Here is a 19,954-nt window from a genome sequence, read left to right on the forward strand (position 1 = left end):
GGTGAGGTCGGTGGACGCCATCGGCTCAGGTCTGGGCAGCCTCGGGTACCGGCTCAACGTGGTCGCCCGGCAGGCCCGCGCGAACTTCGAGCAGCGGCTCGGCGAAGCGGGCGCCAGCTTCACGACCTGGACGATCCTGGAGGCGCTCACCGTCCACGGGCCGCTGATCCAGCGCGATCTGGCGGGATCGCTGCACGTCAGCGGCCAGACCCTGGCCCGTCAGGTGGACCGCCTGGCGGAGATGGGCTGGCTGGAGCGCTCCGAGGCGGAACGGGACCGCCGCGCGGTGCGCCTCCACCTCACCGACGAGGGCCGCGCGGCCCACCGCCGACTCCAACAGGCCTCCCGGGACGCCAACGAACAACTCGTCGCCGGCCTCTCCCCCGCCGAGATCGACCAGCTCAGCGCCCTGATCACCCACCTCACCCACAACCTCGCCCCCTGAAACCCCGCCCCGGGTCAAAAACCGCGGTATTCGACCGGTCGAAAACCGCGGTATTCGCCGCGATGAATGGTGCGGTTTTTGACCGGCGGCGTGGCAGGGCAGGTCAGAGTGCCGCTTCGAGGTCGGCGACGAGCTGGGAGAGCGGGGGCAGGGCGAGGGTGCGGCGCTGGACGCCCCGGGCGGCGTTGCGGAAGGACGGATCGTCCAGGACGCGGACGAGGGCGTCGTGGAGGGCGGGGGCGGTGGCGTCTTCGACGTTGAGGGCCAGGCCCGCCCCGAGTTCGGTGATCCTGGCGGCGTTGGCGGGCTGCTCGGCGAACATCGGCAGGCCCACCATCGGCACCCCGGCGTAGAGCGATTCGCGGGTGCTGTTGAAGCCGCAGTGCGTGATGAACGCGTCGACCGACGGCAGCAGCGTCTGCTGCTGGACGAACGAGGTCAGGTGCACGTTGTCCGCGCGCAGCCCGTCCCACCGCTCCGGATCGCGGTTGGCGCCGAGCGCGACGACGCCGGTGACCGGCAGCTTGCCGAGCGTCTCGATGATCGTCTCCAGCAGCTGCGGGCGCTCGCCGAGCATGAGCGGGGCGTTGGAGCCGAGGCTGGCCAGCACCAGCGGACGATCCGGCAGCGCGGCGATCTCCGGATCCAGCCGCTGCTCGTCCCCGGCCGGAACCCGGTAGTGGTGCGCGGATTCCAGGCGCGCGTGCTCGGGGTAGTAGACGTCCGGGACGACTCCGGCGCGGAAGGTGCGCATCGGCTGCCACGGGTCGTCGATCGGGCCGAGGCCGAAGTGCGCGCGACCGGCGTTGATCGCGGCGGTCACCTCGGGTGCCTCGTACGGCGCCATCGGGCTGATGTCGAGCACGGCGCTCGGGATGCCCCACTTCTCGGCCGCGTAGTAGCCGCCGAACTCGGTGCCCTCGCGCAGGATCAGGTCCGGCTTCTCGCCCGATTCGAGCAGCCGCTCGCCGAAGTTGCGGCCCAGCACGCCGATGAAGCTCTGCCCGAACATCGCCGGGGTGACGCCGACGGTGGCGGTGCCGCGCCGCTTGGCGACCTCCTCGAAGTCGGTGGTCAGCCCGTGCTCGGCGGGCGCGGCGGCGACGTCGCGCATGGTCAGCAGCCCGGGCAGCACCAGCGGGCGCAGACCCGCCTGCTCCACCGGGCCGATCATGTCCTCGCTGGTGGCGACGCGGACGTCGTGACCGGCGTCGGCGAGCTGCCGGCCCACCGGGAGCAGCAGCGGCACGAGGTGCGAGTAGACGGGCATGGCGGTCAGGACGATGCGCAAGGTCAATCCCATTCGGCCGGAGTCCGGAAGCAACTAGACAGCATGCTGTCTAGTTGCGACGGTACACCCACCGGTCACCGCTCGTGACGCGGAACCACCGCGTACACCGCGAGGTCCTTCGGCGTCCCCTTCGCCCGAAAACGCCTGCTGCGCGCCACGTACCGCTCCCGGTCGGCGGCGTCGAGGACCTGCTCGGTGACCAGCACCTCGCCCCCGCCGGCGGCGTCGGCGACGCGCGCGGCGATGTTGACGTCCACCCCGATGTAGTCCTTGCCGACCTTGCGCGGCCACCCGCGGTGCAGGCCCACCCGCAGCGACGGGCGGTAGCCGTCGTGGTGCAGCGCGCTGACGGCCGAGCCGAGCGCGGCGGCCGCCTCGATCGCCTTGTCCACGTCGGTGAAGGCCACCATCGCCCCGTCGCCCAGCGACTTGACCACCACGCCGCCGTAACCCCGGACCACGTCGTCGGTGACGTCGAAGAACTCCCGCAGCAGCCGCAGCACCTGGTCGTCACCTGCCCGCAGCGCCCAGCTGGAGAACCCCACGAGGTCGGTGAACATGATCGTCACCGCCCCGTCGGAGGCACCCTTGCTGGTCAGCGCCTGCCAGGCCTGCACGGTCGCCAACCCCAGCTCGCGCACGGCGCTGGGACGATCCCCGGCCACCTGCAGCATCAGTCGCGCCACCCGGTCCGAGGGCGTGCCGTCACCGGAGAACGCGACCTCACCGGAACCCGGCAGCATCCGCCGGACCCCGCGCAGCGCCCCGACCACGCGGCGGCTCTGGTTCACCTGCCGAACCCGATCCCCGGCCCTCCCCCAGAACCCGGCAGGCCGCGACTCATCGATCATCCCGCAACTCCTCGCAACCCGACCACACCACCAGAATACCCAGAACCTACTCCAAAGTAGGTTCAGCCGGTGAGTCCCCGATCACGCCAAATCGACCCACGAACCCCACCCCCGCTGACTAGCATTCGTGCCCGCCAGTGGCTCGAACAGGAGGGGGAGTTCGTGGCTCAGCCATCGGAGCGCGTCCAGGAGATGATGCGCAAGTTCGAGGAGCAGGCCGCGCAGGCAGGCCGGCTCCGCGAACGGATGCAGGAGATCAGGGGCACCGCCCGCAGCGCCGACGGCAGCGTCTCGGTCACCGTGGCGCCCTCCGGCGCCGTGCTGGACCTGCAGCTCACGGCCGCCGCCACCCGCCAACCGCACTCATCGCTGCAGCAGAGCATCATGACCGCGATCCGCGAAGCCACCCAGGACGCCGCGCAGCAGATGGACGAGACGGTGACGCCGGTGCTGGGCGACCGCGCCGAGCAGTTCAAGAGCGCCTTCAACGCCCACACCCCTGCCGCGCCCACGGCACCACCCGCTCCGCCTCGCGCGGACGACGATGACGACTTCTCCGACGGCTCTTTCCTGAGGTGACCCGATGACGATGAAGGTCGCCCCGGAGGCGCTGTCCGCCCACAGCCAGGGCTCCGCAGGCGTGTCCCAGCACCTCGGCCACCTGGCCGAGATGCTGGAGCAGGCGCGGGTGAGCGACGACTGCTTCGGCCCGATCGGCGAATTCCTGGCCTTCAACTACTTCGACTCGTTGCAGGAGTGCCGCGACCTGGCCACCAAGGCCGGCGGTTTCATGCAGCACATCTCCGACGCGGTCGCGGAGTGCGCGAAGGACTACGCCGAGACCGATCAGAAGCAGGCCCAGGACCTCGGCAAGATCGACGTCGCGGGTCTGGGCGGCTCGGGTTCCGGCCCGGGCACGATGGACGCGGTCAACGGCGCCGGAGGACCGCGCCGCGGTTTCATGGACCAGACTGCGGCCTACGGCATGTCGACGGCCTCCGCCGCCCAGGACCTCGCGAAGGCCGACAACCCGCCGGACATCGCCATCGCCACGGTCAACGCCCGGATGGAACAGCTCCAGCTGGTCGCCAGCCCCGGAAAGTCCTTCGTGGACAACGGACTCGGCTTCCTGATCTCACTGGTCATCAGCCCGCTCGTGGAGTTCGTGCTGGAACCGGCCATCGGCGACCCGGAGCAGATGCGCGCCACGGCCAAGGGCTGGGAGCAGGTCGCCCAGTGGGTCGAGAACCTCGGCGAGCAGGAGCGGCAGCGCGCCGAGGCCACCCGCCCGATCTGGGAAGGGCAGGCGGGCGACGCGTTCCGCAAGCAGATGACCGAGTTCACCGGCGGCACCAAGGCCTTCGCCTCCGACATCCTGGACCTGAAGCAGACCCTGGAGATCGCCGCCGACCTCTTCGACGCCTTCGTCGAGATGGTCATCGACATCATCCAGGAACTCGTCCTCGGCCTCATCATCGAATGGATCGCCGCCCTGGCAGCTTCCTGGATCACCGCCGGCGCCTCAGCAGCCGCGGCCTCGGGCATGACGGCCACCCAGGTCGCCATCACCGGCACCCGCCTCGGCACCAAGGTCGCAGACCTCCTCCACAAGCTGAAGCCACTGGTCACGCAGCTGGAGAAGCTCCTCGTCGCCCTCCGCAAGGGCCCGCTCCGCAAGGTCGTCGAGAAGATGAACGACCTCCGCGACGGCAACATCGCAGAACGCTGGGTTTCGCGCCAGATCGACGCGAACCCCCTGGCCAAGACGCTCACTCGTGGGGATCACACGGGCGATATGGCCTCCACGACGGGGAACCGCTTCGCCCGGCAAGAAGCCACTGATCCTGAAGCACCGGGCGTACGCACGGGCTGGAACGGCAACCTGACGGAAAGCGCGACGGGTGAACGAGCTCTCGCCGCCACGTCGTCCAGGGCGGTCTGGGAACTCTCGGTCTGGGCGGCACCACGCGCGTCACCGACGCCGCTCTCCACGCAGGTGGCCAGGCCCTCACCGAACAAGGCATCGAGCAGGGCGTCAAATACGGTTACGACAAGGCAGCAGACCCGTCCACTGCTGAGGACCGGGAGGCCGCGACGGAACGCGGCTTCGAGGTTGAGGAGACGATTGACCCATGACGGTCTCGGAGACGCTCGGCGCCGCGTTGACCGCGCGCCAGTGGTGCCGACCCGGCGAGCCGATCTTGTGGGCGACCTGGCAGGCGGACAAGCGCTACCAAGTCAAGGGGCTTGATGAGAACGGCCACCCCAAGAAGGGACTCGGGCGCAAACTAGGTGGCGCTACTGCGAACGTCGCCGGAGCCGTCGCGGTAGGTGCGCTCACCATGACTTTCGGAGGCGGCGACAGCAGCTCCGGCCCCGGCACCGCCCAGCGCAGCCGAGACCTCACCGTCGTCGGCTCCGGCGATGAATGCATCGCCATGCGCCTGATCAAGAGCCGGTATCCGGACGACCACGTCGGTTCCGACATGCTGTGGGTGCTGACTCCGCAACGGCTCGCGGTCCTCGTACCGCCCAGGACGGAGGACTCCGAGATCTCCGCCCACCCCACGTTGTCCGAAACGTTCAGCGAGATGGGGCGGATTCTGGTCGGGAAGGAGACCGAGCGCTTCGGCGCGAACCAGCCAGGAGAGCCGCTCTCCAACAAGCCGGTCGCGACCTGGTTCGAACTCGCTCTGCAGGACATCGTCGACTGCCGGACGGTGGGCGAGCAGAAGCAACCCCACCGCTATTGCGGTCTGCAGTTCGCCGACGGCTCGGGTTTCGTGCTCAACGCACGCACTCCCGCCGATGCGCAGATCATGGTCGATGCCGTGAACGACCAGCGAGGAAGCCGTGGCTGATCTGAAGTTGCTGGACCGGGAGCTGCTCCGCGAGAAGTGGCAGAAGACGCTGGCCGAAACCTGGCTCAGCGATGGGGAAACCGTGCGTTGGCGGGAGATTCCAGCGCAGGGTTACGTCGGCTCGGTCGTGAACCAGAAGCCGATGGTCCCGCACAAGCCCCTGACCGAGGTACGCAAGTCATCGGTCGAGGAACCGAACTGGCCGTTGCCCAGCCTGCAGCTCACCCAGGGCGATTTCCTCGGTGACGAGTGGGCCGACGATCCTTCGGTCATGTGGTGGGCCTTCGCCGACCAGCCGGAACGCGACGCGGTCCGCATGGCGGACCACATCGCCAACGTCCCCGGCGAGGCGTTCCTCGCTTTCACCGAACAACGCGTGGCCGTCGTGGTGAAGAGCAACCAGGTCGCGAAGGAGACCGAGGAACCGCAAGGCCTGTTCGGCCGTGCCCGATCGGTCGTCCAGAAAGCCGCCGACAACTTGCCGTCGCCGAACCACCCGGTCTCCTACTTCGAGGTCCCGATGGATCGGATCACCGCGATCCAACCGGTCCACGTCGGCCGCAGCATCCCCCGGGCCACCTGCCTCCGCCTCGACTTCACAGACGGCTCGACCTTCTTCGTCCACTCCCGCACCAAGCGGGACCCGGCAGAGGTCTTCCCCGCCCGCTGAGGACGCGATATCCATGGAAATCGGGGGCCTGATTTCCATGGAAATCTTGAAGCAGCTGGTCACGGGTTGACGTGCAAGTGGATGCTTGCCTATCGTCGGGGTGTGGATGATGCCGTGTTCAAGGCTTTGGCCGATGTCACGCGGCGGGCGATCCTGGACGAGTTGACCGAGCAGGACGGTCAGACGCTGTTCGAGGTGTGCGCGCGGTTGGCGTCGAAGCACGGGCTGGCCTCGTCGCGGCAGGCCGTCTCGCAGCACCTGGACGTCCTGGAGTCCGCGGGCCTGGTCCGGACGCGCCGGGAGGGCCGGTACAAGTTCCTGCACATCGACACCGCACCGCTCGAACCGATCGTCGAGCGGTGGCTCACGGAAAGGCCGGGACGATGAGGATCAACCTGCACAGCATCATGGTCGACGACCAGGACAAGGCCCTGCGCTTCTACACCGAGCTCCTCGGCTTCCAGGTCAAGCACAACATCCCGATGGGCGAGTTCGCCTGGATCACGCTCGTCTCCCCCGAGGACCCCAACGGCACCGAGCTGGTCCTCGAACCCGACCAGCACCCGGCGGCCAAGCCGTTCAAGGAGGCCCTGGTCGCCGACGGCATCCCGTTCACCTCGTTCGCCGTCGACGACGTCCACGCCGAGCACGACCGCCTCACGGCCCAGGGCGTCCGCTTCACCCAAACCCCCACCGACATGGGCCCGGTCACCACAGCAGTCCTCGACGACACCTGCGGCAACCTCATCCAACTCGCCCAGGATAAGTCCTGACGAGAACGTTTTGACGGGTTCTTGACGGTCCAGGGGGCATGTGGGGGCTTAGCATTCGGGGATCGGCTTCGGTCGTGGTGTGCCGGGAAGTCTGGTCGGCGGTGTGCGGACGTGCCGTTGAGACTGGAGTGATGGTGATGACCGGCGACGACGCCGTGGTGGAACTCGCGCAGGTGGACGCGGGACGCATCGAACTCGTGGGTGGCAAGGCCGCCGGGCTCGGGGAGCTGGTCAAGGCCGGGTTCCGGGTGCCCGAGGGGTTCTGCCTGACGACCCGGGCGCACGCGGCCGGCGAGCTGCCCGAGCAGCAGGTCCTCGACGCCTACCGGCGGCTCGGGGGCGGTCCGGTGGCGGTGCGCTCCAGCGCGACCGCCGAGGACCTGCCGGAGGCGAGCTTCGCCGGGCAGCAGGACACCTTCCTCAACGTCAGCGGCGAGCAGGAGCTGCTGTCGGCGATCCGCCGCTGCTGGGACTCGCTGCACTCGGAACGGGCCGTCGCCTACCGCGCGGCCAACGGTTTCACCGCCGAGGCGCGGATGGCCGTGGTGGTGCAGCGGATGGTCGACGCGAAGGTCGCCGGGGTGCTGTTCACCGCGAACCCGCTGACCGGGACGCGATCGGAGATGGTCGTCGACGCCGCGCCTGGGTTGGGCGACGTGGTCGTCGACGGATCGGTCATCGCCGACCACTACGTGCTCGACGGAACCCCGCCACGCACCGACGGGTGCCTGGACCGCGAGCAGCTCGACGCGCTGCGCGAAGCCGGGGCGCGGGTGCAGGAGGAGTTCGGGTCGCCGCAGGACATCGAGTGGGCCATCGACCAGGACGGCGAGCTGTGGCTGCTGCAATCTCGGGCCGTCACCACGCTCTTCCCGCTGCCGCCGCGCACCGACGACCTGCGGGCCTACTTCGAGATGGGCCACATGCAGGGCATGACCCGCCCGTTCACCCCGGCCGGCATGTCGGCGATGACGCACGGCGCGCAGCAGTGGATGGAGTCCGCGGGACTGGCCGGTGGCGCGTTCGGCGACGCGATGGGCATCACGCCGGTCGGCGGCCGGTTGTTCATGGACCTCTCGGACCTGTTGCGCAACAAGCGGTTCCGCTCCCGGCTGCCGCAGATGATGGAGGTCTACGGGCCGCGCAACGTCGAGATCGTGCAGCGGCTGCTCGACGATCCGCGCTTCGCGCCGACCCACGGCGGTCTGCCGTTCCCGGTGTGGCCGCTGCTGAAGAAGAGCCTCACCTTCGTGCCCAAGGCGAAGCTCGAGCTGATGCGCACGCTCGCCTTCCCCGACGCCGCCCGCACGCGGGCGTTCCGGGCCACCGAGCAACTGCGCTACCAGGCGCAGGCGCCGGAGTTCGCGAACTCCGAGCAGCGGCTGCGCTTCGCCGAGGAAGTGCAGCGGGACTTCATGACCGCCTCGGACGTGATCTGGCCGCTGTTCGTCGGCATCCTCGTCGGCCAGCTGCCGAAATCGCTGCTCAAGGGCATCGCGAGCGGTCCTGAGGTGGACGTGGTGCTGGGCGGGCTGCCGCACAACGTCACCACCGAGATGGACCTGGCGCTGTGGCGGCTCACCACACGTCTCGGCGACGACGAGCGCGCCCTGCTGAGCAGCACTCCCCCGGCCGAGCTCGCCTCCCGCTACCGGGCGGGGACGCTGCCGGACATCGGGCTGGAGGACTTCCTCGCCCGCTACGGCCACCGGGCTCCCGCGGAGGTCGACGTCGGGATGCCGCGCTGGGCGGAGGACCCGACGCAGATCTTCGACACCCTCGCCGCCTACCTGAAGATCACCGACCCGGAGCAGGCCCCCGACCGGCGGTTCCAGCAGGCGGCGGCACGGGCGGAGGCCGCCATCGACGAGCTCTACGAGCGGGCCCGCCGCCGTCGCCCGATCCGGGCGCGGCTGGCCCGGTTCTGCATGCGCCGGGCCCGCAAGCTCACCGGCTTGCGCGAGCTCGGCAAGTTCGCGTGGCTGCACTCGCTGCGGACCGTGCGCGAGCAGCTGCTGCTCATCGGCGAGGACCTGACCCGGCAGGGACGGCTGGAGCGGGCCGGGGACGTGATGTTCCTGGACCTCGACGAGATCCGCGCCGCGATCCGCGGAACCGACCAACGCACCCCGGCGGCCGAGCGGAAGTCCTTCTACGACAGGGAGGTTCGGCGCCGCTCGGTGCCGATCGCGGTGCTCTCCGACGGCACGGACCTGGAGGCCGCGGCACCGAGCGAGCCCGCCGCCGACGGGGCGATGACCGGGCTCGGCGCGTCCCCGGGCAAGGTCACCGGGCCCGCGCGGGTGGTGCACGACCCGGCCAACGCCCGGATCGAGCCCGGCGAGATCCTGGTGGCGACCACCACCGATCCCGGCTGGACACCGCTGTTCATGACCGCGGCGGGCCTGGTCACCGAGACCGGGTCGCCGATGGCGCACGGCCCGACGGTGGCGCGCGAGTACGGCATCCCGGCGGTGATCTGCGTCCGCGACGCCACCACCGCCATCACCACCGGCCAGGTCATCACCGTCGACGCGGCAGCGGGCACCGTCACACCGGAATGAGCTTGCCCCACCGGATCCAGCGGCTCAGCCTGGTGAGATGGCTGAGCCGCTGATCCGGGAGCTCCGGGACGACGACTGGGACGCGGTGCGCCGCATCTACGCCGAGGGCATCGCGACGGGCAACGCGACCTTCGAGACCGAGGTTCCCGGCCGGGACGTCCTCGACGCCAAGTGGCTGGCCGGGCACCGGTGGGTCGCCGAACTCGACGGGCAGGTCGCGGGGTGGGGTGCGGCCACGGCGGTGTCGGCGCGCGCGTGCTACGCCGGGGTAGCCGAGACCTCGCTCTACATCGGAGCGGATTTCCGCGGTCGCGGTGTGGGAAAGGCGTTGCTGCGCAAGCAGATCGGCGCAGCCGACGAGGGAGGGCTGTGGACGTTGCAGACCTCGATCTTCCCGGAGAACGAGGTCAGCATCGCGGTGCATCGCGCGGCCGGGTTCCGGGAGGTCGGAACCCGGGAGCGCATCGCTCGACTTCACGGGGTGTGGCGCGACACCGTCCTGCTGGAACGCCGCCGCGCCGACTGATCAGGCCGCGCCTTCGGTCTCCAGCGGAACCGCCGCCTCGCGGGGCGTGAGCTGGACGTAGACGGTGCCGCCCTCGACGAGCACCTGGTGGGTGCGCAGCGCCCGCTTGGCCGGCGGGCACGTCGGTTTGCCGTCGCGCAGGTCGAAGAAGGCCGCGTGCAGCGGGCATTCGACGAAGCAGCCTTCGACGAACCCGGCTGACAGGGACGCGTCCTGGTGGGTGCAGGTGTCGTCGACCGCGTAGAACACGCCGTCGGCGTTGAACACGGCGATCGGGACGTCGGCGACGAACCGGGTCGACTCGCCCGGAGCGAGCTCGTCGGCGCGGCAGACAGCGAACATCGAACCTCCTGTGTTGCGCATTAGAGAACTCATAACGCCATGCGCAACAGAGTGCGGCCCACCGGAGAGGTGCGTCAAGACGTCGGAAGCGTCGATTTTCGCGTGGATTTCCCCGTTAACCAACGACATCGGCCGTTTACCCGAACCCCGGCGACTACCCGGTGGTAACCCGCTCGGACGTCTTGACAGCGCGGGAGACGCAATCGCATCGTGTTGTCGATCGAGCAACGAGGTGCTCATGGCGCAACAACTGAACACCCTGCGGACCGAGCCGAAAGGCACCCCGAGATGACCGCTGCGGAGTTGCCGCAGAGCCTGCTGGCCACTCTTCCCGGCCACCACTACACCGACCCGTCGATCTTCGCCCTGGAGCAGGCGCGGATCTTCGAAACCGGGTGGTTCTGCGCGGTGCGCAGCGCCGACCTGGACAAGCCCGGAGCGTTCCAGACCGTGCAGGTCGGGCGCGAGAGCGTGCTCGTCGCGCGCGACCGCAAGGGCCACCTCAACGCGTTCCTCAACGTCTGCCGGCACCGGGGCGCGCGGCTGTGCACCGAGGAGACCGGGCAGGTCCAGCGCTCGCTGCAATGCCCGTACCACGCCTGGACCTACGGCCTGGACGGCAAGCTGATCGCCGCGCCGAACCTCGGCGCGATGGACGACGTCGACCGCGGCGAGTACGGCCTCAACCGCGTCCACCTGCGCGAATGGCTCGGCTACGCGTGGGTGTGCCTGGCCGGCGAACCGCCCTCGTTCGACGACACCGTGATCGCCGACGTCGCCGGGCGGCTCGGCGACGCCGGGGAGATCGACGCCTACGACATCGCCGCGCTGGAGCTCGGCAAGCGGATCCGCTACGACGTCAAGGCGAACTGGAAGCAGATCATCGAGAACTTCATGGAGTGCTACCACTGCGCGACGATCCACCCGGAGCTCACCGAGGTGCTGCCGGAGTTCGCCGACGGGTTCGCCGCGCAGTACTACGTCGGCCACGGAGCCGAATTCGGAGACGACGTCTCCGGTTTCACCGTCGACGGCGGTGACGGGGTGCAACCGCTGCCGGGCGTGGGCGAGCACCAGGACCGGCGGTACTACGCGATCACCGTGCGCCCGCAGGTGTTCATCAACCTCGTGCCCGACCACGTGATCATCCACCGGATGTTCCCGCTGACCGCCGAACGCACCCTCGTGGACTGCGATTGGTTGTACCTGCCGGAGGTCGTCGCCTCGGGCCAGGACCTGTCGCGCTCGGTGGAGCTGTTCCACCGGGTCAACCAGCAGGACTTCGAGGCCTGCGAGCGCTGCCAGCTCGCGATGGACTCCCGCTCCTACGCCTCCGGCGGCGTGCTGGTGCCCAGCGAGCACCACATCGCCGAGTTCCACGACTGGGTCCGCGACCGCATCGCCGACTGAGAACCGTTCCGCCGCACCCTCTTCCGCCGGGCCCTCTCCGGGGCTCGGCGGGTCAGGGGCGGGTGTCCAGGAGCAGGTAGCGGACGGCCAGCCCGCCGACGCCGAGCGCGATGCCGATGAAGATCACCAGCGGGCTGAACGCGAGCAGTCCCAGGAAGAACACCAGGACGCCGAGCGCGGACACCGACATCGCCACGCGACGCCGGGTGCGCGTGACCGGGTCCGGCGGGGGATTCCTGACGGAGGCGGCGAAGCGCGGGTCGTTCTCCTCGAACCACCGCTCGATCTCGCGGAGTCTCCGTCGCTCACTGCGGCTCAGCATCACGACCTCCCGGCGCGCTCGCCGCGGAGAGGGACGATCACCATGACGGCCCCTCCGCGAAGGATTCACTCGTCACGCCGACCAGACTTCCCGGCACGCCATCGTCACCGCGGAGGTGCGATACCTCTCAACATAAACCCGGTGCGCAGCCCAGGGAAGGGCCGAGACGGTGGCGGGCGGCGTCCGTCGCGCACTGCGTATCGTGGTCCCTCCCGGGAGCAGCGAAAACGGCCTCGGGGCCTAGATCGATCGAGGAGTGGTTCGGGCGTGGGTGAGCGGATGCAGATCGGCGAGGTCGCCGAGCGCACGGGGCTGTCGCTGCGCACGATCCGCTACTACGAGGAGGTCGGGCTGGTGGTGCCCAGCGCGCGCAGCCAGGGCGGCTTCCGGCTCTACACCGACCCGGACGTCGACCGGCTGGAGCTGATCAAGGGCATGAAGCCGCTCGGCTTCCAGCTCGACGAGATGCGCGATCTGCTGGCGATCCTCGATCCGACCCCCGACTCCCCGGAGATCGACGACCCGCGGCGGCGGTTGAGCGAGTTCAGCGAGCAGGCCGAGCAGTCCTGCCGGAAGCTGCGCACGCGACTCGCGCTCGCCGAGCGCTTCGCCGCGATGCTGCGCGACCGCCTCGACAGCCCGCAGTGATCCCGACCTCATCAAGACGACTCGGCTGGGTCACCACCCCATCCCTCCTCTAACGTAACGGAAGGGTTGGACGGATTACCGCAGTACTCGGTCACCGGATTACGGCGGTATTCGGGTGTCCGATTACCGCCGTATTCGGGTGCCGGAGTACGGGAGTAATCCGTCCCCTCCCGGGCAACGGCGCCCTCCCCCGCACTTCACCCCGCCGCCGCGTGCGGCGCCCGAGCATGTCTGGTTGTCGCGTGCCCAAGCTGTCCTTGTCCCGTCCCGCCTGGCTGTCGCCGGCGGTCGCCCGCACCGAGGTCCTCGGTGGCCTGGTCGTCGCGCTGGCGCTGATCCCCGAGGCGATCTCGTTCTCGATCATCGCCGGGGTGGACCCGAGCGTGGGCTTGTTCGCCTCGTTCACGATGGCGGTGGTGATCTCCATCGTCGGCGGGCGGCCCGCGATGATCTCGGCCGCCACCGGTGCGATCGCGCTGGTCGTGGCGCCGCTGGCCCGCGAGCACGGGATGGGCGTCCTGGTCGCCACGGTCATCCTGGGCGGCCTGTTCCAGGTGGTGCTGGGGGCGCTGGGCGTGGCGAAGCTGATGCGGTTCGTGCCGCGCAGCGTCATGGTCGGGTTCGTCAACGCGCTGGCCATCCTGATCTTCATGGCGCAGGTTCCCGAGCTCATCGGCGTGCCGTGGGCGGTCTACCCGCTGTTCGCCGCGGGCCTGGTGATCATGGTGCTGTTCCCGAAGCTGACCAAGGTGATCCCGGCTCCGCTGGTGTCGATCGTGGCGCTGACCGCGGTGACCATCGCCGCCGGCATCGCCGTGCCCACCGTCGGCGACAAGGGCGCCCTGCCGTCCTCGCTGCCGGTCCCGGGCCTGCCGGACGTGCCGTTCACGCTGGGCACTCTGCAGCTCATCGCTCCTTACGCGCTGGCGTTCGCGCTGGTCGGGCTGATGGAGTCGCTGATGACGGCGAAGCTGGTCGACGACATCACCGACACCCGGTCGAACAAGACCCGCGAGTCCATCGGGCAGGGCATCGCCAACATCGTCACCGGTTTCTTCGGCGGCATGGGCGGCTGCGCGATGATCGGCCAGACCATGATCAACGTCAGGACGGCGGGCTCGCGCACGCGGCTGTCGACGTTCCTGGCCGGTGCGTTCCTGATGGTGCTGTGCATCGTCTTCGGACCGCTGGTCTCGCGGATGCCGATGGCCGCGCTGGTCGCGGTGATGGTGCTGGTCTCGGTCGGCACCTTCGACTGGCACAGCATCGCCCCCAAGACGCTCAAGCGGATGCCGGCGGGCGAGATCATCGTGATGGTGGTGACGGTGGCCGTCGTGGTCGCCACCAGCAACCTCGCGATCGGCGTGGTCGTCGGCTCGATCACCGCGATGGTCATCTTCGCGCGCCGCGTGGCGCACCTCGTCGAAGTCACCTCGGTGACCGATCCCGACGGCGGCCAGGTCGTCTACCACGTCACCGGTGAGCTGTTCTTCGCCTCCAGCAACGAGCTCGTCCACCGCTTCGACTACGCGGGCGACCCCGACGACGTGGTCGTCGACCTCACCGACGCCCACATCTGGGACGCCTCCACCGTCGCCGCCCTCGACGCCATCACCACCAAGTACGAGGCACGCGGCAAGCGGGTCGGCATCGTCGGGCTCAACGAGCCCAGCGCCGCCATGCACGGACGCCTCAGCGGCGCGCTGTCCGGCCACTGACCGGATCGTTGACCGAGCGAAACCGGTTTTCACTACGGGTACGTTTCGCAAGGAACGCGACCGAGGCGACCCAAGCTTTGGTAGAGGCGACCCCCTACGGATGCGTTTCGAAAGGAACGCGACCAAGGCGACCCAAGCTTTGGTGAACGCGACCCACTACGGGTACGTTCCGCAACGGACGCGACTAAGGCGACCCAAGCTTTAGTAGAGGCGACCCACTACGGATACGTTTCGCAAGGCAGGGGCAATTTCTTCTGAAATTGGCGGACCGCACAACGCGAGGAGAACCACGAAACGAAGCCAATTTCTGGAGAAATTGCCCCTCCGCACGCACCCAAAGTACCCCACGGAGCGCTCCCAAGACGACCCCGAGGGGTCGGGACAGTTTTCATGAAAACTGTCACTCCACCCACACGACGGGACCCCAAAACCCAGATCAACCACCTCGAGGGTCGGGGGTCCCCTCCACGGAGAGACCCCGTGGGGGTCGGAAGTTTTCATGAAAACTGTCACCACCCCCACGGGGTTCCTCGGGAGCGCTTCGCGGGGTCGGGTTGCTTGCGTGCGGAGTGGCAATTTCTCCAGAAATTGGCTTCGTCTTGGGGCTTCCTCGCGTTGTGCGGTCTGCCAATTTCAGAAGAAATTGCCACTGCCTCTCGAAACGTACCCGTAGTGGGTCGCCTCTACCAAAGCTTGGGTCGTCTTAGTCGCGTTCCTTGCGAAACGTACCCGTAGTGGGTCGCCTCTACCAAAGCTTGGGTCGCCTTGGTCGCGTCCGTTGCGAAACGTACCCGTAGTGGGTCGCGTTCACCGAAGCTTGGGCCGCCTCGGTCGCGTTCCTTTCGGAACGCATCCTCAAACTGCCCCCCCGGGGCGCTCGGGGTCAGGGTTTCACCAGGACTTTGAGGGTCTTTCGGTCCGCCATGTCCTGGTAGCCGTTGGGGACTCCGTCGAGGTCCGTGGTGGCGTCGAAGACCTTGCCGGGCTCGATGCTGCCGTCGAGGACCGGCGGCAGCAGCTCCTCGATGTAGGCGCGGACCGGTGCCGGGCCGCCGGCCAGGCGGACGTTGGGCCCGAACAGGCTGCCGAACCCGACCGGCGCCTCCTCGTACTGCGGCACGCCGACGCGGCTGATCACCCCGCCGGGACGCACCACGCCCACCGCCTGCTGGTAGGCGGGCATGTTGCCGACCGCCTCCAGGACCACGTGCGAACCGTGCCCGCCGGAGAGCTCGCGCACCCGCTCGACGCCCTCCTCGCCGCGCTCGGCCACGACGTCGGTGGCGCCGAACTCGCGCCCCAGATCGGTGCGCTCGGTGTGCCGCCCCATGAGCACGATCTGCTCGGCACCGAGGCGCTTGGCCGACAGCACCGCCAGCAGCCCCACGGCCCCGTCGCCGATCACGGTCACCTTGCTGCCCCGGCGGACTCCCCCGACCACGGCCGCGTGGTAGCCCGTGCCGAACACGTCGGAGAGCGTCAGCATCGACGGGATCAGCACCGAGTCGACGGCCACCGGCAGCTTGACCAGCGTGCCGTCGGCGTGCGGGACGCGAATGGCCTCGGCCTGGCAGCCCGCGTTCTTGTCGCTGTCCCAGAAGAGGCCGTTCACGCAGGAGGTCTGCAGCCCCTCGCGGCAGAACTCGCAGGTGCCGTCGGAGACCGCGAACGGCGCCACCACCAGGTCGCCCTTCTTGACCGTGGCGACCTCGGATCCGGTCTCCTGCACCACGCCGATGAGCTCGTGCCCCATCCGCGCGGGCCCGTCCGAGGCCGGCATCTTGCCGTAGGGCCACAGGTCGCTGCCGCATATGCAGGCCGCGGTGATGGTGACCAGCGCATCGGTGGGTCGCTCGATCTTCGGGTCCGGCACGTTCTCGACCCGGACGTCCCCCGCTTCGTACATCACTGTTGCGCGCATGAGTTCTCTCCGGTTGCTCGACTCCTCCGGGCGGACCGCAGCGCCACGCGGCCGGTGTCACGCACCAGGGTGAGCGCGCGGCGAACACCGCGCACGGCGATCAGGCCCGGGCCGGGGAGCCGCCTCACCGGGACGCCACCCACCCGGCGAGGCGCCGTTCGAGCTGGTCGATGAGGTCCTCGAAGGCCGCGTGCACCCGCTGCTCGTCGGTGCCGGTGAGCAGGTCGACGAACAGGCCGCGCAGGCCCGCGAGCAGCGCGGTGGCCACCGACAGGGCCTGGTCCTCGGGGCAGCCGTAGCCGACGAGACCGGCGGCGAGGAGCTCGGTGCGCTGGCGCATGGACGCCGCGACGGCCTCGGTCACCGCCGGGTCGCCGTACATGGCGCGGCCGGTGATCGCGATGAACAGCCGCACGTAGCGGCGACCTTCGTCGGTGGTGGCGCGGCGCCAGAGGGCGCGCAGCGGGTCGTCCTGCGGGAGGTCCCGCACGGCCAGGGTTTCGGCGAGCACCCGGTCGACGATCTCGGCGACGAGGCGGTCCTTGGTGGCGAAGTGGTGCACCAGGGTCGCGTGGCTGACCCCGGCGGTGTGGGCGACCTTGCGCAGCGACAGATCGTCGAGCCCCTGTTCGAGGGCGTGCTCGGTCGCCGCGGCGAGCACCTCGCCGCGGCGGTGCTGGAAGCGCAGCTTCCGGCCGTCGACCCGTTCGTTCATGCGGTCAGCCTAATCCGCGACCAGATTGATTGACCGATCGGTAGAGCTACTTTAAAGTCGATCTCGCACCGGAGATCTTGCTCAACGACGAACATGTCCCGGCGCGTCCGGACGACCGGACGCCTTCTGCAAAGGGCCAAACATGGAATTGAAGCGTTCCACCGGTTCCCTCACCCGATTACTCGTCGCCTCGGCGGCCGTCTTCGGTCTGCTCGCGGGCAACGCGACGCTGGCGCAGGCGGCCGAACCGGCCGACGTGCACGGGCCGGATCCGACCGAGGAGAGCATCACCGCCCCGCGCGGCCCGTTCGAGGTCGACGAGGAGTCCGTTTCCCGGCTCAGCGTCAGCGGTTTCGGCGGCGGCACGATCTACTACCCGACCGACACCACCGACGGCCTGTTCTCGGCCGTGAGCATCTCCCCCGGTTTCACCGGGACCCAGGAGACGATGGCCTGGTACGGCCCGAGACTCGCCTCCCAGGGCTTCGTGGTGTTCACCATCGACACGATCACCACCACCGACCAGCCGGATTCCCGCGCCCGCCAGCTGCAGGCGTCGCTGGACTACCTGGTCAACGACAGCGACGTGAAGGACATCATCGACCCGGCCCGGTTGGGCGTGATGGGCCACTCGATGGGCGGCGGCGGTTCTCTCAAGGCCGCGCTCGACAACCCGGCGCTGAAGGCCGCGATCCCGCTGACCCCGTGGCACACCACCAAGGACTTCTCCGGTGTGCAGACGCCGACGCTGATCATCGGCGCCCAGAACGACACGGTGGCACCGGTTTCCCAGCACGCCAAGCCGTTCTACGAGAGCCTGCCGGACGATCCCGGCAAGGCCTACCTGGAGCTGGCGGGAGCGAGCCACCTCGCCCCGAACACCGACAACACGACGATCGCGAAGTTCAGCATCGCCTGGCTCAAGCGGTTCCTCGACGACGACACCCGCTACGACCAGTTCCTCTGCCCACCCCCGGAGAACGACGACTCGATCTCCGACTACCAGTCCACCTGCCCGTACTGACGGTCCGGGCAGGTCACCGCGGCGGCGCCGACACCTGGGGGTCCGGCGCCGCCGCGGCGTTCTTCCCCCAACTCAGGCCGGTTCGGGTGTTCTTGTTGGGAGGGGGTCTTCGTTCGGGGAGTTCGGGGTTTTGGTGAGCAGGGAGCCGAGGGTGCAGATGGCGAGGTTGAGGGCGAGGCCGAGGAGGCCTGCCGGGATGCCGTAGAGCTTGTCGATGTCGAAGACCGTCCAGGCGCCGGCCAGCAGGGCGCCCGCGAGCATGCCCCAGAACACCGGTCCCGCCGAAAGCCTGCGCCAGTACAGGCCGAGAATGAACGCGGGGGCGATCTGGACGATGAGCTCGAACTTGAGCACGAAGATGTTGTACAGCGTGCTCGGCGGGTTCCACGCCAGCACCAGCAGCAGCGCCACCGCCACCACACCGGCGATCTTGCCGACCGCGACCTGCTTGCGCTCCGAGGAGTTCGGGGCGAGGTAGCGGCCGTAGAGGTCGCGCGAGATCACCGACGAGAAGCTCAGCAGCGCCGAGTCCGCTGTGGACACGATCGCGGCGACGACTCCGCCGAAGAGCAGGATCATCAGCAGGTAGAAGAACAGGTTGATGCCCGCCACCTCGTTGGCGATCAGGCCCACCAGCTGCTCGGAGTCGTCCTCCGACAGTCCCGGGAACAGCTTGATCCCGACGATGCCGACGACGAACACGACACCGGTGGTGGCCAGCGGCATCCACGCCATGATCGCCAGCGAGCGCTTGAGGGTCCGCTCGCTGCGCGCCGCGTAGATGCGCTGGATCGCGTGCGGGTACACCGCAGCGCCGATGCCGATCATGATGATCATCGACAGCCAGTTCACCGAGTCCTCGCCGCTGGGCACGCCCAGCTTCTCGGGCTCGTTCTCGGCCAGGTAGCGCGTCACCGAACCCCAGTCACCACCGACCAGGTGCAGCGCGCCGACCAGCAGCACCCCCACGCCGATCAGCAGCGCGATGCCCTGCATGACGTCGGTGAACGCCACCGCGCGCATCCCGCCCGACCAGGAGTAGACCAGCATGACGACCACGAAGGCGATCACCCCGATCTGGTACGGCACCGTGTTGCCGGTCAGCCCCGAGATGCCGTGGCCCATCGCCACCAGCTGCTCCAGCAGGTAGTTCGCCAGACCCCACAGCATCAGCCCCGTGACCAGCAGCGACACCCGGGTCGAGCCGAACCGGTGGCGCACCCAGTCGGTGGGCGTCACGAACTTCTCGCGCTTGGCGACCGCGTAGAGCCTCGGCGCGAACACCAGGTACCCGGCGATCACCGCGATCATGAACGGCACCGACTGCCACCAGGTGAAGCCGGAGCGGTAGGCCTCCGGCGCGTAGCCGACGATCGAGTTCCCGCTGTACTGCGAGGCGTAGAGGGTGAAGAACAGGGCGACGAAACCGAGTCCGGAGCCGCCCAGGTAGTAGCCGCGGGAGGTCTTCTGGTCGCCCTCGGGCTGCCCGCGCCCGGCGAAGTAGCCGATGACCAGCATGATGACCGCGTAGGCGGCGAGCACCAGGATTCCGCTGAGACCGGCGAAGCTCAGGCCGTTCATCGGTCACCTCCGGCTTCTTCCTCCGGCTCGACGATGTTCCAGCGGTACAGGCACGCCCAGCTGACCAGCAGCGCGAACAGCAGCGTCGCCACCGCCGAGATCACCACCCAGTAGGGCACGCCCAGCAGCATCGGGTGCGCGGAGCCGACGGGCAGGTAGAACGGGACGCCGACCAGCACCACCAGCGCCAAGCCCGCCCACAGCGAGCGGACGCGGATCGGTTCGTAGCGGGGTCTGTCCTGAGATCGTCGTTGATCCATCGTGGACTCCGAATCATTCCGTGTGACACTGC

20 protein-coding genes and 1 pseudogene are annotated in these 19,954 nt (G+C 69.0%); 13 read left to right on the plus strand and 8 right to left on the minus strand.

The window, feature by feature from the left end:
• Nucleotides 1-10: 10 nt before the first annotated feature.
• A complete protein-coding gene (locus BM424_RS00550; protein WP_175547883.1) occupies nt 11-445 on the plus strand; it encodes a MarR family winged helix-turn-helix transcriptional regulator in 435 nt (144 codons plus the stop codon).
• Nucleotides 446-548: 103 nt separating this feature from the next.
• On the opposite strand, the gene BM424_RS00555 is transcribed toward BM424_RS00550, so the two are convergent.
• Both BM424_RS00555 and BM424_RS00560 read right to left on the minus strand, forming a co-directional pair.
• Complete coding sequence (locus tag BM424_RS00555; protein WP_093414497.1) at nt 549-1,736, minus strand: glycosyltransferase; 1,188 nt, start codon at nt 1,734-1,736, stop codon at nt 549-551.
• Between the two features lie 74 nt (nt 1,737-1,810).
• Nucleotides 1,811-2,587 carry an adenylate/guanylate cyclase domain-containing protein gene (locus tag BM424_RS00560; protein ID WP_093412866.1) on the minus strand — a complete coding sequence of 259 codons (777 nt, stop codon included), beginning with the start codon at nt 2,585-2,587 and terminating at the stop codon, nt 1,811-1,813.
• A gap of 162 nt (nt 2,588-2,749) precedes the next feature.
• Here BM424_RS00560 and BM424_RS00565 point away from each other — a divergent pair, with 162 nt between their 5' ends.
• From BM424_RS00565 to BM424_RS00600, 8 genes and pseudogenes are all read left to right on the plus strand, one after another.
• Nucleotides 2,750-3,166, plus strand: a complete 417-nt coding sequence (locus BM424_RS00565) for a YbaB/EbfC family nucleoid-associated protein (RefSeq protein WP_245775519.1) — start codon at nt 2,750-2,752, stop codon at nt 3,164-3,166.
• A gap of 4 nt (nt 3,167-3,170) precedes the next feature.
• Nucleotides 3,171-4,838: a WXG100 family type VII secretion target gene (locus BM424_RS00570; RefSeq protein WP_245775520.1), complete on the plus strand. Its 1,668-nt coding sequence runs from the start codon at nt 3,171-3,173 to the stop codon at nt 4,836-4,838.
• The gene (locus BM424_RS00575; protein ID WP_093412869.1) at nt 4,720-5,448 is read left to right on the plus strand and encodes a hypothetical protein; all 729 of its coding nucleotides are present in this window, start codon (nt 4,720-4,722) and stop codon (nt 5,446-5,448) included. The genes BM424_RS00570 and BM424_RS00575 overlap by 119 nt, the downstream gene beginning before the upstream one ends.
• The gene (locus tag BM424_RS00580; protein ID WP_093412870.1) at nt 5,441-6,118 is read left to right on the plus strand and encodes a hypothetical protein; all 678 of its coding nucleotides are present in this window, start codon (nt 5,441-5,443) and stop codon (nt 6,116-6,118) included. Before BM424_RS00575 ends, BM424_RS00580 begins: the two co-directional genes overlap by 8 nt.
• A gap of 81 nt (nt 6,119-6,199) precedes the next feature.
• Nucleotides 6,200-6,505, plus strand: coding sequence for an ArsR/SmtB family transcription factor (locus tag BM424_RS00585; RefSeq protein WP_425441964.1), 306 nt, complete (start codon nt 6,200-6,202; stop codon nt 6,503-6,505).
• The gene (locus BM424_RS00590) at nt 6,502-6,891 is read left to right on the plus strand and encodes a VOC family protein (RefSeq protein ID WP_093412873.1); all 390 of its coding nucleotides are present in this window, start codon (nt 6,502-6,504) and stop codon (nt 6,889-6,891) included. Before BM424_RS00585 ends, BM424_RS00590 begins: the two co-directional genes overlap by 4 nt.
• A 137-nt stretch (nt 6,892-7,028) precedes the next feature.
• Nucleotides 7,029-9,455, plus strand: a complete 2,427-nt coding sequence (locus tag BM424_RS00595) for a PEP/pyruvate-binding domain-containing protein (RefSeq protein WP_093414499.1) — start codon at nt 7,029-7,031, stop codon at nt 9,453-9,455.
• A gap of 55 nt (nt 9,456-9,510) precedes the next feature.
• Nucleotides 9,511-9,981 (plus strand): annotated as a pseudogene (locus tag BM424_RS00600) (N-acetyltransferase family protein); the annotation flags it as partial.
• Here the strand turns inward: BM424_RS00600 and BM424_RS00605 are convergent.
• Nucleotides 9,982-10,323: a bifunctional 3-phenylpropionate/cinnamic acid dioxygenase ferredoxin subunit gene (locus BM424_RS00605; RefSeq protein WP_093412876.1), complete on the minus strand. Its 342-nt coding sequence runs from the start codon at nt 10,321-10,323 to the stop codon at nt 9,982-9,984. It abuts the pseudogene before it with no gap.
• Between the two features lie 288 nt (nt 10,324-10,611).
• On the opposite strand from BM424_RS00605, the gene BM424_RS00610 reads away from it, so the two are divergent.
• On the plus strand, nt 10,612-11,733 hold the full coding sequence (locus BM424_RS00610) for an aromatic ring-hydroxylating oxygenase subunit alpha (RefSeq protein WP_093412878.1): 1,122 nt from the start codon (nt 10,612-10,614) through the stop codon (nt 11,731-11,733).
• 52 nt (nt 11,734-11,785) lie between these two features.
• Here the strand turns inward: BM424_RS00610 and BM424_RS00615 are convergent, their stop codons facing one another.
• Nucleotides 11,786-12,055: a DUF3040 domain-containing protein gene (locus BM424_RS00615; RefSeq protein ID WP_093412879.1), complete on the minus strand. Its 270-nt coding sequence runs from the start codon at nt 12,053-12,055 to the stop codon at nt 11,786-11,788.
• 267 nt (nt 12,056-12,322) lie between these two features.
• Between BM424_RS00615 and BM424_RS00620 the strand changes: the two genes are divergently transcribed.
• Nucleotides 12,323-12,703 (plus strand): MerR family transcriptional regulator, encoded by a 381-nt coding sequence (locus BM424_RS00620; RefSeq protein WP_245775521.1) that lies wholly within the window; start codon nt 12,323-12,325, stop codon nt 12,701-12,703.
• Between the two features lie 227 nt (nt 12,704-12,930).
• Nucleotides 12,931-14,421, plus strand: coding sequence for a SulP family inorganic anion transporter (locus BM424_RS00625; protein ID WP_093412881.1), 1,491 nt, complete (start codon nt 12,931-12,933; stop codon nt 14,419-14,421).
• Nucleotides 14,422-15,304: 883 nt separating this feature from the next.
• Here the strand turns inward: BM424_RS00625 and BM424_RS00630 are convergent.
• Both BM424_RS00630 and BM424_RS00635 read right to left on the minus strand, forming a co-directional pair.
• Nucleotides 15,305-16,342 carry an alcohol dehydrogenase catalytic domain-containing protein gene (locus BM424_RS00630; protein ID WP_093412883.1) on the minus strand — a complete coding sequence of 346 codons (1,038 nt, stop codon included), beginning with the start codon at nt 16,340-16,342 and terminating at the stop codon, nt 15,305-15,307.
• A gap of 124 nt (nt 16,343-16,466) precedes the next feature.
• On the minus strand, nt 16,467-17,057 hold the full coding sequence (locus BM424_RS00635) for a TetR/AcrR family transcriptional regulator (protein ID WP_093412884.1): 591 nt from the start codon (nt 17,055-17,057) through the stop codon (nt 16,467-16,469).
• A 142-nt stretch (nt 17,058-17,199) separates the two neighbouring features.
• On the opposite strand from BM424_RS00635, the gene BM424_RS00640 reads away from it, so the two are divergent.
• Nucleotides 17,200-18,081 (plus strand): poly(ethylene terephthalate) hydrolase family protein, encoded by an 882-nt coding sequence (locus BM424_RS00640; RefSeq protein ID WP_093412886.1) that lies wholly within the window; start codon nt 17,200-17,202, stop codon nt 18,079-18,081.
• A 72-nt stretch (nt 18,082-18,153) separates the two neighbouring features.
• Here BM424_RS00640 and BM424_RS00645 read toward each other — a convergent pair whose 3' ends face one another.
• Together BM424_RS00645 and BM424_RS00650 are read right to left on the minus strand one after the other, a co-directional pair.
• Nucleotides 18,154-19,662, minus strand: coding sequence for a sodium:solute symporter family protein (locus BM424_RS00645; RefSeq protein ID WP_093412887.1), 1,509 nt, complete (start codon nt 19,660-19,662; stop codon nt 18,154-18,156).
• Nucleotides 19,659-19,922 (minus strand): hypothetical protein, encoded by a 264-nt coding sequence (locus tag BM424_RS00650; protein ID WP_139273977.1) that lies wholly within the window; start codon nt 19,920-19,922, stop codon nt 19,659-19,661. The genes BM424_RS00645 and BM424_RS00650 overlap by 4 nt, the downstream gene beginning before the upstream one ends.
• Nucleotides 19,923-19,954 lie beyond the last annotated feature (32 nt).

Origin of the sequence: Saccharopolyspora flava, assembly GCF_900116135.1 — a bacterium.
Lineage (GTDB): Bacteria > Actinomycetota > Actinomycetes > Mycobacteriales > Pseudonocardiaceae > Saccharopolyspora > Saccharopolyspora flava.

Bases quoted from the DNA above. Each gene is read 5' to 3' on its own strand.
- BM424_RS00645 (WP_093412887.1), bottom strand. From the start codon at position 19,662: ATGAACGGCCTGAGCTTCGCCGGTCTCAGCGGAATCCTGGTGCTCGCC.
- BM424_RS00625 (WP_093412881.1), top strand. From the start codon at position 12,931: ATGTCTGGTTGTCGCGTGCCCAAGCTGTCCTTGTCCCGTCCCGCCTGG.
- BM424_RS00630 (WP_093412883.1), bottom strand. From the start codon at position 16,342: ATGCGCGCAACAGTGATGTACGAAGCGGGGGACGTCCGGGTCGAGAAC.
- BM424_RS00560 (WP_093412866.1), bottom strand. From the start codon at position 2,587: ATGATCGATGAGTCGCGGCCTGCCGGGTTCTGGGGGAGGGCCGGGGAT.
- BM424_RS00640 (WP_093412886.1), top strand. From the start codon at position 17,200: ATGGAATTGAAGCGTTCCACCGGTTCCCTCACCCGATTACTCGTCGCC.
- BM424_RS00590 (WP_093412873.1), top strand. From the start codon at position 6,502: ATGAGGATCAACCTGCACAGCATCATGGTCGACGACCAGGACAAGGCC.
- BM424_RS00585 (WP_425441964.1), top strand. From the start codon at position 6,200: ATGCTTGCCTATCGTCGGGGTGTGGATGATGCCGTGTTCAAGGCTTTG.
- BM424_RS00650 (WP_139273977.1), bottom strand. From the start codon at position 19,922: ATGGATCAACGACGATCTCAGGACAGACCCCGCTACGAACCGATCCGC.
- BM424_RS00575 (WP_093412869.1), top strand. From the start codon at position 4,720: ATGACGGTCTCGGAGACGCTCGGCGCCGCGTTGACCGCGCGCCAGTGG.
- BM424_RS00635 (WP_093412884.1), bottom strand. From the start codon at position 17,057: ATGAACGAACGGGTCGACGGCCGGAAGCTGCGCTTCCAGCACCGCCGC.
- BM424_RS00615 (WP_093412879.1), bottom strand. From the start codon at position 12,055: ATGCTGAGCCGCAGTGAGCGACGGAGACTCCGCGAGATCGAGCGGTGG.
- BM424_RS00610 (WP_093412878.1), top strand. From the start codon at position 10,612: ATGACCGCTGCGGAGTTGCCGCAGAGCCTGCTGGCCACTCTTCCCGGC.
- BM424_RS00570 (WP_245775520.1), top strand. From the start codon at position 3,171: ATGACGATGAAGGTCGCCCCGGAGGCGCTGTCCGCCCACAGCCAGGGC.
- BM424_RS00605 (WP_093412876.1), bottom strand. From the start codon at position 10,323: ATGTTCGCTGTCTGCCGCGCCGACGAGCTCGCTCCGGGCGAGTCGACC.
- BM424_RS00595 (WP_093414499.1), top strand. From the start codon at position 7,029: ATGACCGGCGACGACGCCGTGGTGGAACTCGCGCAGGTGGACGCGGGA.